The following is a 15187-nucleotide window of genomic DNA, read 5'->3' on the forward strand; positions in this document are numbered from 1 at the left end:
ACCGCGGCGAGGGATCACCGCAGGCGGTGGATCAGTTCGGGCCGTGGAAGTGCACCGAGCGGACCTTGAGCTTGTCCGTGGCCTGATTGCCGTGGGGGCGCAGTCGCCAGTCGGGGCCCTGGCAGTCGGCGCCCGCGTAGACGGTCACCCACTCGTCGGTCTGGTTGTGGGGCGAGTGCCCGGGCGTGACCCACTCGCTGCCGACGTAGGGCAGGTTGATGCACTCGTCGCTGGCCGGGTGGTGCAGGGTGACCGTCAGCGATGCGCCCTTGTCGTCGGTGAAGGCGTAGCTGAAATCGCCGGTCGCGGCGAAGGCGGAGCCGGGGACGGCCAGGGCGAGGACCAGGCCGGCCAGGCCCGCGGTGACGGCACTGCGAAGCTTCATGAAGGGTCTCCTCAAGATCGACGAGGGGGTCACGGCGGACCGTATGCCGACCGGGGCGCAGCGAATCGGTTCTCCCCGCGGCGACTTGCCCGGGGTTCCACCGGGACGGGTGAAGCCGGCCGGGCGGGGACGGGCGGGGCCGGGCCGAGCAGCCGCGCCGCGCGCTTCGTACGATCCCTCCATGATCGACTCAATCGACTCCATCGATCCGCAGGCACACATCCGGATCGCCCGCCCCTCCCTCGACCTCGCCGCCGCCGAGCGGTTCTACGTCGACGGGCTCGGCCTCGACGTGCAGTGGCGCACCACCGAGCGCGTGTCCGGGGAGCACGACCTCCTGATGGTCGGGCCCCGCGGGGGCGGGTGGCACTTCGAGCTCACCCGGGACCCCGAGAACCCCGTGGCGCCCGCGCCCACCGTCGAGGACCTCTTCGTCGTCTACCTCGGCCAGGCCCCCGACGAGGCCCTGGTGGCCCGGCTCGTCGAGCACGGCGGAACCCGTACGCCCGCGCACAACCCGTACTGGGACCAGTACGGGGTCACCGTCACCGACCCCGACGGCTACCAGCTCGTCCTGTGCTCCCGTGCCTGGGGCTAGGGGGTGTCCCTAGGGCCTACCGGCCGCCTCTTTCGGAACCTGCCGGTCGGGCCGGCAGCGGCGTACGTAGTAGGCGTAGGTCAGCGCCAGCACCATGGGGCCCCACAGCGCCCCCAAGGCGATGCAGGCCTTCGCCAGCAACTCCCACCGGCCGTCGGAGTATCCGAGGGCGTGGAACCCGGGTACGTGGAGCCAGGCGAGCAGGAAGCTTCCCGACACCGCGGTCGTGATCAGTCCGCCGATGGTGGCGGGGACGATCGCGGCGAGAGGCGGCACGCGTTTCCCGCCGATGACCGGGAGCCATCCGGGCGCGACCTCGCCCCACCGCCTCACCAGGCCGAGGGAGAGCAGCGCCAATGCCTCCGACAGGATGCTGAGCCCGAAGACGTAGGGGACGGCCCAGTACCACGGCGGCATCGCCGGGGCGTTCGGGTCGATCATCCCCATGTCGAAGTCGAAGGCGAAGGGCAGCCGCCACAGGCACTGGGGCAGCAGCACGAGCGGGACCGCGTGGGCGGTGACGACCGCCCATCTCGGGGCGGGCCGCTCGGTGTTGTGCGAAGTCGCGCTCCGGGGAGGTCTGTTGATTGCGGTCACGCACCCCAGCCTCTTCGAGCCGCACGGGCGTGCCATCAGCCCACAAGAGGATCCGCCTCCCCCTGACGGGTGACCTCCCGCCGCCGGACGACCACCCGGGCTCCCCCGCCCGCCCAAGGCCTACGGCCAGAACTGCGCCAGGGCCGCCTCCTTGTACGGGGCCGGGCTCACGGCCAGGTCCCCCGCGAAGGGGCGGTCCATCGCCATCACCAGCAGCAGGCTGAAGCCGATCAGTCCGGCCACCGCCGAGACGAACAGCAGCTGCATCTTCAGGCTCCGCAGGCCGAAGAGGAAGGTGAGCGGGAGGATCACCAACGCACCTCCGTAGACGAGCACTTGGAGCAGCATCGGCAGCGCGGACTCGGCCATCGTCACCCGCGCCCGGCGCTGCGCCGCGACGTCGTTGAGGCGGCCGGCGGCCTCCCCGTAGAAGGTCTCGCTCCGGGGGCCGGCGGGCTCGAAGGACTGGAGGGCCGTGTACAGGGCGCGCGTCTGCTCGGCGGTGGCCTCGTAGCTGGGCCGGCCCTCGCGCATGAGGGGCCACTGGACGTCGACGACGGCGTGGACGTAGTCGCCCACCGCACGGTCCAGGCGGACGCGGTCGGCCGGCGGGAAGGCGTCGGCGCTGCGGACGACCAGGGCCAGGTCGGTGGCCTCGGTGGCCACGATGGTCTGGGTGTTCTCCAGCTGGGTCCACAGGGTGACGACGACGAAGGCCAGGATGATTCCGTAGATCGCGCCGAACATGCCGAGGGCGACTCCGACCATCTCGTTGTGCTCGCCGCCCGCCAGGTGCGGGAAGCGGCGGCGGGCGGCCAGGCTGCCGAGGATCGCGAGGGTGACGAAGCCTCCGACGAGGACGACGCCGAGCAGAAATGTGCTGAGGTGATTGAGCATCCAGAGGATCATGTGCTGACCAACGACCGCTCCGCCGGGAGGGCCCTCCCGAAGATCAGCGCGAGCCCTCGCCCACCGGGGCCCCCGCCCTCGTGCGCGGCGCACCGGGACGCGGCGGCCGGGGCGGCCGGCCGCGAGATCCCGCCGGTCCCGGTGACCCGCGGCCCGGAGCCCACCTGAGCGGAGGCCCCGCCCGGCCTCAGCCCGCGGCCTTCACCTTCGGGGGCTTCGGCAGCCCGGCGGCGATCGCCGTGCCGGCACCGGAGAGCGAGGCGTCGGTCGCCTTCGACGCGGACCCGGCGGCCGTGGCGGTGACCTCCACCGCCGCCTTCGCGTCCTTCACGGCGCCCCCGGGGTGGTCGACGATGTCGCTGACGCGCTGGGTGATCGGGGGCCCCTGGATGTCGGGCTCGTCGGCGGCGAAGGCGACGGCGGGAGTCAGGGCCAGGGCCGCTCCCCCGGTCAGGACCAGGGCGGCAAGGCTGCGCTTGATGACGTTCATGCCCGGCCCAACGACCCGCCCGCCCCCCGGTCACCGCCCACCCCGTGAATCGGACAGCATCCATGACCTCCCCACCGCGCGATATAACCCTTGCGTAATATGCCTCAACCGTCATAATCGAGGGGAAGGTCCGTGGACTGGGAAGTGATCGTCGTCGAACCCGCTCTCTCATGGCTACACACGCTGCGCCAGAGCGATCGGCCTACGCTCATCCAGATCAGCAAGGCCATTACGGCTCTGCGGCAGGAGGGTCCCGCGATGGGCCGCCCCCTCGTGGACACCGTGAAGGGATCCCGGCTCGCCAACCTCAAGGAGCTCAGGCCCGGCTCCACCGGAGCCACCGAGGTGCGCTTGCTCTTCGTCTTCGATCCCCTGCGGCGGGCAGTCTTCCTGGTCGGCGGCGACAAGGCCGGCGACTGGCAAGGTTGGTACCGCTCCGCCATCCCGCGGGCCGAGGCCGCGTACCAGGATTACGTGACAGAGCAGGAGGAGGACACCCCGTGAGCCCGACACCCGATCACAGCCCCAAGGCCGCCCGCTGGGACGACCTCGTCGAGGAGTTCGCCTTCTCACCCGCCGAACAGGCCGAGATCGACCGGGGCGCGGCGGAGATGATCGCCGTCGTGCGCGCGCACCGCCTGGCGGAGGTCCGCAAACGGCAGCACACCACCCAGGTCCAAGTCGCGGAGGCCATGGGAGTCACCCAGGCGCGCGTCTCCCGGATCGAGAACGGCGAGCTGGAGCGCAGCGAGGTCGAGACCCTCGCCGCCTATGTCCGCGCCCTCGGCGGCAAGCTGAAGATCGTGGCCGAGTTCGGCGACGAGCAGTACATCCTCGGGTGACGGTCCCCCGCCACGCCCGCGGCCCCGGGTCGCCGGGAGGGGCGGGCCGGGGCCGGGGGATGACACGGCGGGGAGGGCTCGGGGAGCCGGTGGGGTCAGTCCTCGACCACCAGGGCCGGGGTGGACTTCGTGAGGATCTCGCCGCGGAAGAAGGCGGGGCTGCGGCGTTCGGTGACGAACATGACGACCACGCCGAGGGCGAGGAGGCCGACGCCGATGACGAAGACGCTGCCGACGCCGAGGCCGGGGATGGTGGAGCCGGAGCCGTAGGACGGGTCCCAGGCGTCGTAGAGGGTCTTGAAGAAGACCGAGGCCAGGAGCAGGCCGCCCAGGACGGGGAAGACGCCCTTGAAGAGCAGGTCGCGGGTGGACTTGCGCAGGTCGCCGCGGAAGAACCAGGCGCAGGCGAAGGCCGTCAGCGAGTAGTAGAAGCAGATCATCAGGCCGAGCGCGAAGATCGTGTCGGTCAGGACGTTCTCGCTGACCAGGGTCATCACGGTGTAGAAGGCTCCGGTGGCGACGCCCGCCATGACGGTGGCGCGGCCCGGGGTCTTGAAGCGCGGGTGGACCTTCGCGTACGAGGGCGGCAGGGCCTCGTAGGTGGACATGGCCAGGACCGTGCGGGCCACCGGGATGAAGGTGGTCTGGAGGGAGGCCGTGGCCGAGGCGAGGACGGCGACGAAGAGCAGGATGCCGAGCATCGGGCCCATGACGGGGCCGGCGAGGGCGGCGAAGACGTTGCCGGAGGTCTCCGGGTTGCCGAGGCCGAAGCCGATGGTGCCGGAGCCGACGGCCATCTGGGCGGCGATGCCGGTGGCCAGGTACGAGCCGACCAGGACGACCATCGCGATGAGCGAGGCGCGGCCGGGGGTCTTGGCCGAGCCGATGGTCTCCTCGTTGGCGGTCAGGCAGGTGTCCCAGCCCCAGTACATGAAGATCGACAGCGAGAGTCCGGCGGTGAAGGCCGCCATGGACTGGACCGCGAAGGGGTTCATCCACTGCCAGGAGAAGTCCAGGCCGGTATCGAAGGTGCCCGTCGAGGCCTTCTGGAAGGCCATCACGACGAAGATGGCGAGGACGGCGAGCTGGAGGCCGACCAGTGTGTACTGGACGCCCTTGGTGGCCGTCATGCCGCGGTAGCTGATGGCGGTCGCGGCGGCGATGAGGGTGAGGCAGGTGGCGATGTGGACGAGCTTGTTGTCGTCCAGGGCGGAGATCGCCGGGTTACTGGTGATCTCGCCGGCCAGCAGCCAGAAGTAGGAGGTGGCGACGCCGGCCAGGTTGGAGAGCACGATGATCGTGGCGATCACCAGGCCCCAGCCGCACATCCAGCCGATCCGCGGGCCGAAGGCCTTCACCGTCCAGGTGAAGGAGGTGCCGCAGTCCGGCACGGCCTTGTTGAGCTCGCGGTACGCGAAGGCGACCAGCAGCATCGGCAGGAAGCCGGCCAGGAAGACGGCCGGCATCTGGACGCCGACCTCGCCGGCGGTGGAGCCCAGCGTCGAGGTCAGGCAGTAGACGGGGGCGACGGTGGAGATGCCGATGACGGCGCTTCCCACCAGGCCGACGGAGCCCTTGCCGAGCCCCTTGCCGCGGACGCCGCCCTCGGGGGCGCCGCCGCTTTCCGTGTCTCCGACCTCGGGCCGAACGTCCAGCTGTGTCATGAGTCAGGACGTTAGATGGTGCGTTTTCCACATCTGGAGGACTTAAGTCCGGATCTGGTGCGGCCCAAATCCCTTTGAATCTTGAGATCAAGACACTTCACTGGCATGTAATACAAGGTTCACTCAGGCATCTATCCACGGATCGACAGGTGCCGGACATTGAGTTCCGGTATGCGGAAACCGCAGGCCTGCCCCTTTTGGGCCCCTTTGAACTTTCCCGTGTGACTGCGGTCACCGCACGGGCGGACAGCCCCGCCACCCGGCGTGTCCGGTGTCCGGGGCGGGGTGTCCCCCGCCCCGGTCCCCTCAGCCCGTCCAGACGATGGATTGCATCTCGCTGTAGGCGTGCAGCGCGTACGAGCCCACGTCCCGCCCCACCCCCGACCGCTTGAAGCCGCCGAACGGCGCCTCCATGTTGCGCCCGATGGTGTTCACGCCGACCCCGCCGGCCCGCAGCCGCCGCGCCACCCGGAAGGCCCGCGCCGCGTCCCCGGACCACACGTAGCTCAGCAGCCCGAAGTCGCTGTCGTTGGCCAGCGCCACCGCTTCGTCCTCATCCCCGTCGAAGGGGACCACCACCACGACCGGGCCGAAGATCTCCTCCCGGACCACGCGCATGTCGTTGGTGCAGTCGACGAGGAGCGTGGGGGCCACGTAGAAGCCCTTCCCCTCCGTACCGACCACCGGGCGCTCCCCGCCGAAGGCGATCCGCGCGCCCTCCTTCTTCCCCAGCTCGATGTACGACTCCACGCGGTCCCGGTGCGCCGCCGAGATGACGGGGCCCACCACCGTGCCCCGCACCCGGGGGTCGCCGACCTTCATGAAGGCCAGGTAGCCCGTCAGCTTCTCCACCAGCTGCTCGTACACCGAGCGGTGCACGATCACCCGGGTCGGAGCCGTGCAGATCTGCCCGGAGTAGAAGGAGAAGGTGGTGCCGATCCCCATCACCGCCGCGTCCAGGTCCGCGTCCGCGAGGACGATCGCCGCGCCCTTGCCGCCGAGCTCCATCAGCTGCCGTTTCATCGTGCGGCCGCAGACCTCGGCGATGCGCTGACCGACGCCCGTGGAGCCGGTGAAGGACACCATGTCCACGTCCGGGGAGTCCACGGCCGCCTCGCCGACCTCCACCGAGGTGCCGGAGACCACGTTCACCACGCCCGCCGGGACCCCGGCCTCGTGCAGGGCCTCGGCCATCCGGAACACCGACAGCGGGTCCTGCGGGGCCGGCTTGACCACCACCGTGTTGCCCATGGCCAGCGCCGGGGCCACCTTGCCCGCCGGGTTCGCCCACGGGTTGTTGTACGAGGTGATGCAGGTGACCACCCCGACCGGCTGGCGGATCTCCAGCGCGCCCAGCACGCTCGCCGCACCCATCGGGCCCGCGTCGGTGACCTGCGGCGGCAGCCCGCGCTCGACCGGCTCCAGCGCGCCCTTCGCGTACCGCCGGAAGCGGGCCACCCCGACGCCGACCTGCATGCCGCGGGCGATCCCGGTCGGGGCGCCCGTCTCGGCCTGGGCCAGGGCCGCCCACGGCTCGTACTCGCGCTGGATGATGTCGGCGGCCCGGTCCAGGATCGCGGCCCGCTCCTCCGGCTTCGTCCGCGACCAGCTCTCGAAGGCGGCGGCCGCGGCGCGCGCCGCGTCCTCGACCTGGCCGCGCGTGGCCTCGGGGGCCAGGCCGACCACGGACTCGTCGGCCGGGTCGATCACCTCGTAGTGCCCGCCGGCCGGCTCGACCCACTCGCCGCCGATGTAGAGCTTCTGCGGATCGTCCTGCGCGCTCATCGCGTGCTCACCGTCCTCGTGTCCCGGCCCGACCGGAGCACGATCCCGGGGATCGCCCCCGTGATCTCGTCGTCGCGGATGGTCTCCACGCCGTTGACGCGTACGGACACGATGCCGATCGCCCGCGCGTCCAGCCGCGGGCTGTCCCCCGGCAGGTCGTGCACGAGCGTCGCCGGCCCGGCCTCGATCCGCTCCGGGTCGAAGAGCACCAGGTCCGCGTGGAACCCCTCGGTGATCCGGCCGCGCTCGCGCAGCCCGAACAGCTGGGCCGGGTCGTCGGTGAGCATCCGTACCGCCTGCTCCAGCGGCACCAGCTTGCGGCCGCGCAGGCAGTCCCCGAGGAAGCGGGTCGTGTACGGGGCCCCGCACATGCGGTCCAGGTGCGCGCCCGCGTCGGAGCCGCCGAGCATGACGTCCTCGTGCTGCCAGGTCTCGGCGCGCAGCTCCCAGCTGGCGGGGTCGTTGTCGGTGGGCATGGGCCAGAGCACCGTGCGCAGGTCGTCGTTGGCGCAGATCTCCACCAGGCAGTGGAAGGCGTCCTGGCCGCGCTCGGCGGCGATGTCGTTGACCACGCGGCCCGACAGGCCCTCGTTCGCCTCGCTGTAGGTGTCGCCGATGACGTAGCGCCCGAAGTTGGCGAGGCGCCGGAAGACCCCGGCCTCCTTGCTGTCGGCGCGGCGCAGCATCTCGGCCCGTACGTCGGCCTCGCGCAGCTTCGCGATCCGCTCCGGGACGGGCAGTGCGAGGACGTCGCCCCAGCCGGGGATGAGGTTGAGCGCGCAGAACGTGCCCAGCGACATGTTCATGGGGGTCAGGATCGGCATGGTCAGTGCGACGATGCGGCCGCCTGCCTTACGGGCGCGCTCGCTCGGGACGAGCTGGCGCGGCACGCGTTCGGGGACGGAGGCGTCGATGGTGAGCACGTTCCAGTTCAGGGGCCGGCCGGCGGCCGCGCTCATCTCGACGAAGAGGTCGATCTCCTCGTCGGCGAACTGGTCGAGGCAGCCCGCGACGATGGCTTCGAGCTGGGTGCCCTCGTGCTCGGAGACCGCCTTGGAGAGGGCGAGGAGCTCGGCGGGCTTGGCGTGCCGGGAGGCCACGGGGGCGCCGGAGCCGTCGGAGTGGGTGGAGGACTGGGTGGTCGACAGGCCCCAGGCTCCGGCGTTCATGGCGTCGTGGAAGAGGTCGAGCATCTGCTGCATCTGCTCTTCGCTCGGCTGGCCGCCGACGGCGTCCTCGCCCATCACGTGCCGGCGCAGGGCGCAGTGGCCGACCATGAACCCGGCGTTGACGGCGATGCGGCCGTCGAGCGCGTCGAGGTACTCGCCGAAGGTGGACCAGGTCCAGTCGACGCCTTCCTCCAGCGCCTTGAGGGCCATGCCCTCGACCTTGCTCATCATGCGGCGGGTGTAGTCGGCGTCCTCGGGGCGGGCCGGGTTGAGGGGGGCCAGGGTGAACCCGCAGTTGCCGCCCGCGACGGTGGTCACGCCGTGGTTCATGGAGGGGGTCGCGTACGGGTCCCAGAACAGCTGGGCGTCGTAGTGCGTGTGGGGGTCGATGAACCCGGGGGTGAGTATGAGGCCGGTGGCGTCCTCGGTGGTCGCCGCGGGTTCGGTGACGGTTCCCGGCGGGGCGATGACCGCGATCCGGCCGTCGCGTATGCCGACGTCTGCGATGCGGGCGGGGGCGCCGGTGCCGTCCACGACGGTGGCGCCCTTGATCAGGTGGTCGAGCATGACGTCCTCTCTGCCGGTGTGCGCGGTGCGCGTTGCGCGCCGTGTCCTGGGGCTCCGCCCCAGACCCCGCGCCTCAAACTCCCCCAGACTTCGTCCGGGGGACCCCCTGGCGGGGCTGGATTTTGGCTGGCGCCGCCGGAAAACCCCGGCCGGAGCCCGCCGGGCTGGCCGCAGCCTCGGCACGACTCCGGCCGGGGCCGGTTGCGGGGCGGCGGTCCGGGAAGACGCCGCCCCCGATCCTCAGGCGCCCGAGGCCTCGCGGAAGCGGGTGGTGCGGTGCACCGGGTCCGTGTCGATGTGAGGGATCACGTGCTCGCCGATGAGCTTGATGGTGGTCATCGTGTCCTCGTACGAGACGCCGGTCGGCAGGCCGAAGGAGAGCTGGTCGGCACCGGCCTCCTCCCAGCGCTTGCACTGGGCGCGGACCTCGGAGGGGTCGCCGCAGATGAGCAGTTCCTCCGCGATCAGGAGCTCGACGATCTCCGCGTTGTACTCGGGGAGGATCTCGGGCCACTCGGGGATGATCTCGGGCCGCGGGAAGGTGTCGTGGTAGCGGAAGACCAGCGACTGGAAGCGGTTCATGTTGGCGTTGACGGCGATCTCGACGGCCTTGTCGTGGGTCTCGGCGCAGATCGCGGTCGAGGTGACCATGACGTTGTCGTTGACGAAGGCGCCGATGGCCTTCGCCTCCTGGATCGCGGTCTTGTACTGGTCCAGTACCCAGGCCATGTCGGAGACCTTCTGGACGCTGAAGCCGAGGACGCCCAGGCCCTTCTTGGCCGCCATGGCGTACGAGGCCGGGGAGCCGGCGGCGTACCACATGGCCGGGTGGGCCTTGCCGTACGGCTTGGGGAAGATCTTCCGCGGCGGGAGCGACCAGTGCTTGCCCTGGAACCCCTCGTACTCCTCCTGGAGGAACATCTTGGGGAACTCGGCGATGGTCTCTTCCCAGATCTCCTTGGTGCCGTTCATGTCCTCGATGCCGGGAAGGAAGCCGAGGATCTCGTGGCTGCCGGCGCCGCGGCCGGTGCCGAACTCGAAGCGCCCCTTGGAGAGGTGGTCGAGCATGGCGACCTTCTCGGCCACCTTGACCGGGTGGTTGACCGGGGCGAGGGGGTTGAAGATGCCGGAGCCGAGGTGGATGCGCTCGGTGGCGTGAGCGAGGTACCCGAGGAACACCTCGTTCGCCGAAAGGTGCGAGTACTCCTCCAGGAAGTGGTGCTCCGAAGCCCAGGCGTACTTGAAGTTGGACTTGTCCGCCTGAATGACGTACTCGGTCTCCTCGATCAGCGCCTTGTGCTCTGCCTCGGGGTCGACCTTGGACCGCGCCTCAGGCACGTATCCCTGCACAAAGAGCCCGAATTCCAAGGGGGTTCACCGTCCTTCTGTTTCTGACGTTGCGTCAGATTCGATGTCACGACTGTTCCATCGCGGGGGCGGGAGCGTCAATACCTGACGCTCCATCAGATACGGTCGAACTGAGCTAGAGGATGCTGACCCCGGCCATCCAGCCGCCGTCGATCACGAACGGCTGACCGGTGATGTACGAGGAGTCCTCGCTGGTCAGGAACAGCGCCAGCTTCGCGATCTCCTCCGGCTGCCCCACCCGGCCCATCGGCACGACGCGCTGGTAGAGCTCCGCCATGGCGTCGCGCGCCTCCTGGGGCAGGTCCGCCGGATTCGTGTTCCCGGGCGTGGCCATCGCGGTGTCCACCGCCCCCGGGCACATGGCGTTGACCCGGATGTTCTTCGCCGCCAGCTCCAGCGCGGCCACCCGGGTCAGGCCCAGGATCGCCGCCTTGGTGGCCGCGTACGCGCCCACGTACGCCATGCCCGTCAGGCCCGTGTACGAGGAGGTGTTGACGATGGTGCCGCCGCCGGCCGCCTCGATCTCGGGGGCCACCGACTTGATGCCGAGGAAGGCGCCGACCTGGTTGACCTGGACCACCTGCTGGAACTCCTCCAGCGGGGTCGAGGTCAGCTCGTTGAAGCGCAGGATCCCCGCGTTGTTGACCAGGCCGTTGACGGGGCCGAAGGCCTCCTTCGCCGCGGCGATGGCACCCGCCCAGTCCTCCTCCCGGCTCACGTCCATCCGCACGTACCGGGCCCGGTCCTCGCCGATCTCCTTGGCGACCGCCGCGCCCTGCTCGTCCAGCACGTCGGCGAGGAGCACCTTGGCGCCCTCGGCGGCGAAGAGACGGGCCTCCTGCTCGCCCTGGCCGCGCGCCGCACCGGTGATGATGACGACGCGCCCGTCCAGCTTGCCCATACCCGTAGCTCCTAGTCGTTGAGGAGGGGTCCCACTTCGGACCCGAAAGCGGTGATCTGGTCGATGAGTTCGGCCCGGTCGCGGTTGCGGAAGCGCACCTGGATCTGGTCGATGCCGAGCGCCTTGTACTCGCGCAGGGACTCGGCGAGCGCTTCCGCCTTGCCGGTCAGGGTCCGGCGGCCGGTGTCCCAGCCGGGCTCGCCGACGTAGAGCGCCTCGGTGATCGCGCCGAACTCGATGGGGTCGGTGACCCCGGCCTGCTCGCGCAGCTCCTTGATGCGGGCGATCTGCGCCGGGAGCTTGTCCCGCGGGTCCCCCTGCGGGAGCCAGCCGTCGCCGCGCACGGCGGCCCGGCGCACGGCGGCGGGCGAGGAACCGCCGACCCAGACCGGAATCCGGGCCTGGACGGGGCGGGGCAGCTGGCCGAGGTCCTTGAAGGAGAACAACTCGCCCTCGAACTCCGGGTACTCCTCGGGTCCGAGGGCCGCGCGCAGGGCGTCGAGGGTCTCGTCGAGGACGGCCCCGCGGCGCGCGAAGTCCACACCGAGGACCTCGAACTCCTCCTGCACGTGCCCGGCCCCGACGCCGAGGATCAGCCGGCCGCCGGAGAGGTGGTCGACGGTGGCGTACTGCTTGGCGCTGAGCAGCGGGTGGCGCAGGCCGAGGATCGCGACGTGGCTCAGCAGCCGCACGTTCTCGGTGATCCCGGCCAGGAAGGAGAGCGTGGCCACCGGGTCGTACCAGATGGTGCTCATGGGGCCGGCCATGCGCCGCGGGATCGCGACGTGGTCGCAGGTGGCGACGTAGCCGAAGCCGGCCCGGTCGGCCGCCCGCGCGACCGCCGCGAGATCGGCCGCCCCGGCGGTCGCCTCCCAGGGCTCGGCGTAGATGGTGCTCTGCGACTGGATCGGGAGCTGCATCCCGTAGACCAGACGTCCCTCCGGAAACACGCGCGCCATGGGCCGTACCCGCCTCGTCCTCGTCTGCCGATTCGTCATACCGGTGCCGGGGCCATCGTCGTAGCTGACGGGTCGTCAGGCAAGGGGTGGGGAGGGGGCAGCCGATCGGGTGCGGGAGGGGGCCGGAAAGACGTGCGACCCCGCGCCCAGGGCGCGGGGTCGCGACGGTGGGGGCCGCAGCCCCGGGGGGTCAGAAGACGAGGACCCCGGGTGCGCCGTCCCAGGGCATGCTGCCCTGCGGGCTGCGCAGGCCTCCGTTCCCGGTGCCCGGGTACACGAAGGCCTGGCCGGTGATGGGCCGCATCAGGTCGACGATGCCGTCGCCGGTGGCCACGATGTGGGAGTCCGACGGCCAGGCGTAGGGCATCAGCGTGCGGTCGCCGAAGCTGCCCGCACCGTTGCCCGGGTAGAGCCACAGCTGCCGCGAGTCGTCCCGAGCCAGCAGGTCGGCCCGGCCGTCGCCGGACACGTCACCGGGCGAGACGAGCTGGTTCATGCTGTTCCAACCGCCGCCCAGGCCCAGCCGGTTGCCGAAGCCGCCGGTGCCCAGACCCGGGTAGAACCACAGCGTGCCGGCCGAGTCGCGGGCATAGAGGTCCTCCTTGCCGTCCCCGTTGTAGTCGCCGTGGCGCACCAGCTGGGTCATCCCGTCCCAGGCGGTGCCGATGCGGCGGGCCTTGTCGGTGCCCTCGTCCGCGCTCAGGGCCCACAGCATGCCGTAGCGGTTGCGGCCGACCAGGTCGGTGCGGCCGAGGCCGTCGAAGTCACCGAAGGCGGCCTCGGGGTCCGAGGACGCGGGGCGCGGAGCCGGTTCCTTGCCGGACCACCAGAACGGGTAGGTGGAGAAGTTTCCGCAGTCCTCCGCGTTCGGCAGGAGCTGGATGGAGCTGACGGCCTCGTCCAGGTCCGGGCGCGTGCTCTCGTCGAAGGACACCCTGCTGCCGGTGTAGTAGTGGACGGCGCCGTACCAGCCGAAGTCGGGGTCCGGGCTGACGCAGACCGTGTAGTCGCTGTAGTTGGCGAGCGAGCTGATGCGGTTGTCCCAGGCGCCCAGGCTGGGCAGGCTGCTCGTGACGACCATCATGTCCCCGGTGCCGACGGGCCCGCTGAACACGCAGACCTGACCCCAGGCGCAGCGCTCGTAGCCGCCTGCCGCCTGCGCGGACGAGGCGGCGCCCCTCTGAAACACGGATTCGAATCTGCGGATCATAGCCCCGGCTCGTTTGTCGTTGGTGCGGGCCTCTGTGCGAGCGCGGGGCCGGCCGTTAGGGTGCGCGCGTGGATCTCTTTTTGACGCTGGTCAGCGGGGTGGCGTGGACCGTCGTGTACGCCGAGGCGATCCGGGTCGGGCTGCGGGACCGGACGTACGCGATGCCGGTCGCCGCGCTCGCGCTGAACTTCGCGTGGGAGACCACCTACGCCTTCTACGAGTTCCACAACTCCGGAGTCACGGCCCAGGGCGTCGTCAACGTGGTGTGGGCCGTCGCCGACCTCGTCATCGTGTACACGTACCTGCGCTACGGGCGGGCCGAGTCGCCCGGCTTCGTGACCCGGCCGGCGTTCGCCGTCTGGAGCCTGCTCGTCTTCGCGAGCGCCTTCGCCGTGCAGTGGCTCTTCGCCGCCCACTTCGGCACCCACGCGGCCAGCCGCTACTCGGCGTTCCTGCAGAACCTGCTGATGTCCGGACTCTTCATCGCCCTCTACGCGGGCCGGCGCGGCCGGCGCGGACAGTCCCTGGTCATCGCCGTCGCCAAGTGGCTCGGCACGCTCGCGCCGACCTTCCTCTTCGGGGTCGTCGAGGACGCGCCGTTCATCCTCGGGCTGGGTCTGCTGTGCGCCGTCTTCGACCTCGCGTACATCGCCCTGCTGGCCCGCAACCCCGCGGGCGGGTCGGGCCCGCTGGCGGCGGGCGGGGGCGCGGCTGCGGGTGCGGGTGCGGCTGCGACCGCCACGGGCTGAGGCCCGAGGCCCCGGGCCCCGTCGTCAGAAGCCCTGCGGACCCATCACGATGACCGGCTTCGCCGCCGGGTCGAGGGTCTCCAGGACCTTCTTCATCGCCTCCTTCGGGATGCCCACGCAGCCCTGCGAAGGGCCGTCGTGGTCCACGTGGAGCCAGATGTTGCCGCCCTTCTCCTCGCCCTCCGGCTTCGCCGGATCCAGCGGGGTCACCCCCGTACGGCGGTTGAAGTCGACGGCGACGACATAGTCGAAGGAACCCCGCAGGGACTCTCCGTTCACCCCGCGGCCCGTCGCCACGAAGCCTTCGTCCTGGTCGTACGGGAACTTCGTGCCCGGCGGCTTCGGCAGCAGCCCGCCCGCGTCGGTCAGCGCGAACACCCCCTGGGGGGAGGTCAGGTCCCCGTACGTGCGCTCCGTGGACCAGCCCTTGGCCCCGTTGCGCGCGGGCCAGCTCGCGCTCTTCGCCCAGTCGGCACCGGCCGCCGGACGCGTGTACAGGGCCGCGGTGGATTCCGAGGAGTCCTTCGCCCGGCCCGTGACCAGGATGAGCTGGCGGGCGTCGACGGGGATCTTCGCCCGGGTCTGCTCGCTGATCCCGGTCAGGCCCTGGAGGGGGTCGCGCTCGGCTCCGCGCGCCGCGCGGTCGGTGCCCGGCGGGCGGGCGTCGGCAGCGTTGGTGCGGGCGGCGGCGTTGGCCGGGGGCTCCTGGGCGATGTACACCCAGCCCGCGCCGAACCCGAGCAGGCCGAGCGCGGCCACCGCCGCCAGGGGGCGCGGGGAGCGGGAGGCACGGGCGGCGCCGGAGGCGCGGGAGCCCCGGGGGGCGCGGCGCGTGCCGGTGGGACGCGACCGTCCGGCGGTGCGGGACGGACGGTCCTGGCGAGACGGGCCGTCCTGGCGGGACGGACGGTCCTGGCCGTCCAGGCGGTCCTCGCCGTCCTGTCGGGGCGAATGGGAGCGGGCTCGGGCGTGCTTGCTCATTGTCCCGACCGTA

At 71.2% G+C, this 15187-nt stretch carries 16 protein-coding genes; 4 read left to right on the top strand and 12 right to left on the bottom strand.

Annotation, left to right across the window (positions count from 1 at the left end; genetic code table 11):
* Positions 1–31: 31 nt before the first annotated feature.
* Complete coding sequence (locus OG490_RS15965; protein ID WP_330296962.1) at positions 32–385, bottom strand: hypothetical protein; 354 nt, start codon at positions 383–385, stop codon at positions 32–34.
* A 181-nt stretch (positions 386–566) separates the two neighbouring features.
* Between OG490_RS15965 and OG490_RS15970 the strand changes: the two genes are divergently transcribed.
* Entirely contained in the window at positions 567–983 is a 417-nt protein-coding gene (locus OG490_RS15970) for a VOC family protein (RefSeq protein WP_330296963.1), read from the top strand.
* A gap of 9 nt (positions 984–992) precedes the next feature.
* On the opposite strand, the gene OG490_RS15975 is transcribed toward OG490_RS15970, so the two are convergent.
* The 3 genes from OG490_RS15975 to OG490_RS15985 all read right to left on the bottom strand — a co-directional run bounded on the left by OG490_RS15975 (position 993) and on the right by OG490_RS15985 (position 2979).
* The gene (locus OG490_RS15975; RefSeq protein ID WP_330296964.1) at positions 993–1580 is read right to left on the bottom strand and encodes a hypothetical protein; all 588 of its coding nucleotides are present in this window, start codon (positions 1578–1580) and stop codon (positions 993–995) included.
* 120 nt (positions 1581–1700) lie between these two features.
* Positions 1701–2489, bottom strand: coding sequence for a bestrophin-like domain (locus OG490_RS15980; protein WP_330296965.1), 789 nt, complete (start codon positions 2487–2489; stop codon positions 1701–1703).
* A gap of 187 nt (positions 2490–2676) precedes the next feature.
* A complete protein-coding gene (locus OG490_RS15985; protein WP_330296966.1) occupies positions 2677–2979 on the bottom strand; it encodes a hypothetical protein in 303 nt (100 codons plus the stop codon).
* Positions 2980–3123: 144 nt separating this feature from the next.
* On the opposite strand from OG490_RS15985, the gene OG490_RS15990 reads away from it, so the two are divergent.
* Together OG490_RS15990 and OG490_RS15995 are read left to right on the top strand one after the other, a co-directional pair.
* Entirely contained in the window at positions 3124–3483 is a 360-nt protein-coding gene (locus tag OG490_RS15990; RefSeq protein ID WP_330300943.1) for a type II toxin-antitoxin system RelE/ParE family toxin, read from the top strand.
* The gene (locus OG490_RS15995; RefSeq protein ID WP_330296967.1) at positions 3480–3821 is read left to right on the top strand and encodes a helix-turn-helix domain-containing protein; all 342 of its coding nucleotides are present in this window, start codon (positions 3480–3482) and stop codon (positions 3819–3821) included. Before OG490_RS15990 ends, OG490_RS15995 begins: the two co-directional genes overlap by 4 nt.
* Positions 3822–3916: 95 nt before the next feature.
* Here OG490_RS15995 and OG490_RS16000 read toward each other — a convergent pair whose 3' ends face one another.
* The 7 genes from OG490_RS16000 to OG490_RS16030 all read right to left on the bottom strand — a co-directional run bounded on the left by OG490_RS16000 (position 3917) and on the right by OG490_RS16030 (position 13423).
* Complete coding sequence (locus tag OG490_RS16000) at positions 3917–5485, bottom strand: APC family permease (RefSeq protein ID WP_330296968.1); 1569 nt, start codon at positions 5483–5485, stop codon at positions 3917–3919.
* Between the two features lie 306 nt (positions 5486–5791).
* Positions 5792–7270, bottom strand: coding sequence for an aldehyde dehydrogenase family protein (locus tag OG490_RS16005; RefSeq protein ID WP_330296969.1), 1479 nt, complete (start codon positions 7268–7270; stop codon positions 5792–5794).
* Entirely contained in the window at positions 7267–9006 is a 1740-nt protein-coding gene (locus OG490_RS16010; RefSeq protein WP_330296970.1) for an N-acyl-D-amino-acid deacylase family protein, read from the bottom strand. The genes OG490_RS16005 and OG490_RS16010 overlap by 4 nt, the downstream gene beginning before the upstream one ends.
* Positions 9007–9246: 240 nt before the next feature.
* Positions 9247–10374 (bottom strand): LLM class flavin-dependent oxidoreductase, encoded by a 1128-nt coding sequence (locus OG490_RS16015; protein ID WP_330296971.1) that lies wholly within the window; start codon positions 10372–10374, stop codon positions 9247–9249.
* A gap of 115 nt (positions 10375–10489) precedes the next feature.
* A complete protein-coding gene (locus OG490_RS16020; RefSeq protein WP_330296972.1) occupies positions 10490–11275 on the bottom strand; it encodes an SDR family NAD(P)-dependent oxidoreductase in 786 nt (261 codons plus the stop codon).
* Between the two features lie 11 nt (positions 11276–11286).
* Positions 11287–12234 carry an LLM class F420-dependent oxidoreductase gene (locus tag OG490_RS16025; RefSeq protein ID WP_330296973.1) on the bottom strand — a complete coding sequence of 316 codons (948 nt, stop codon included), beginning with the start codon at positions 12232–12234 and terminating at the stop codon, positions 11287–11289.
* Positions 12235–12424: 190 nt separating this feature from the next.
* On the bottom strand, positions 12425–13423 hold the full coding sequence (locus OG490_RS16030) for an FG-GAP-like repeat-containing protein (protein ID WP_330296974.1): 999 nt from the start codon (positions 13421–13423) through the stop codon (positions 12425–12427).
* A gap of 89 nt (positions 13424–13512) precedes the next feature.
* Here OG490_RS16030 and OG490_RS16035 point away from each other — a divergent pair, with 89 nt between their 5' ends.
* Positions 13513–14193 carry a transmembrane-type terpene cyclase gene (locus OG490_RS16035; protein ID WP_330296975.1) on the top strand — a complete coding sequence of 227 codons (681 nt, stop codon included), beginning with the start codon at positions 13513–13515 and terminating at the stop codon, positions 14191–14193.
* Between the two features lie 24 nt (positions 14194–14217).
* On the opposite strand, the gene OG490_RS16040 is transcribed toward OG490_RS16035, so the two are convergent.
* Positions 14218–15174: a hypothetical protein gene (locus OG490_RS16040; protein ID WP_330296976.1), complete on the bottom strand. Its 957-nt coding sequence runs from the start codon at positions 15172–15174 to the stop codon at positions 14218–14220.
* Positions 15175–15187: the final 13 nt, after the last annotated feature.

This window comes from Streptomyces sp. NBC_00503 (assembly GCF_036346895.1).
In the GTDB taxonomy this organism is placed as follows: domain Bacteria; phylum Actinomycetota; class Actinomycetes; order Streptomycetales; family Streptomycetaceae; genus Streptomyces.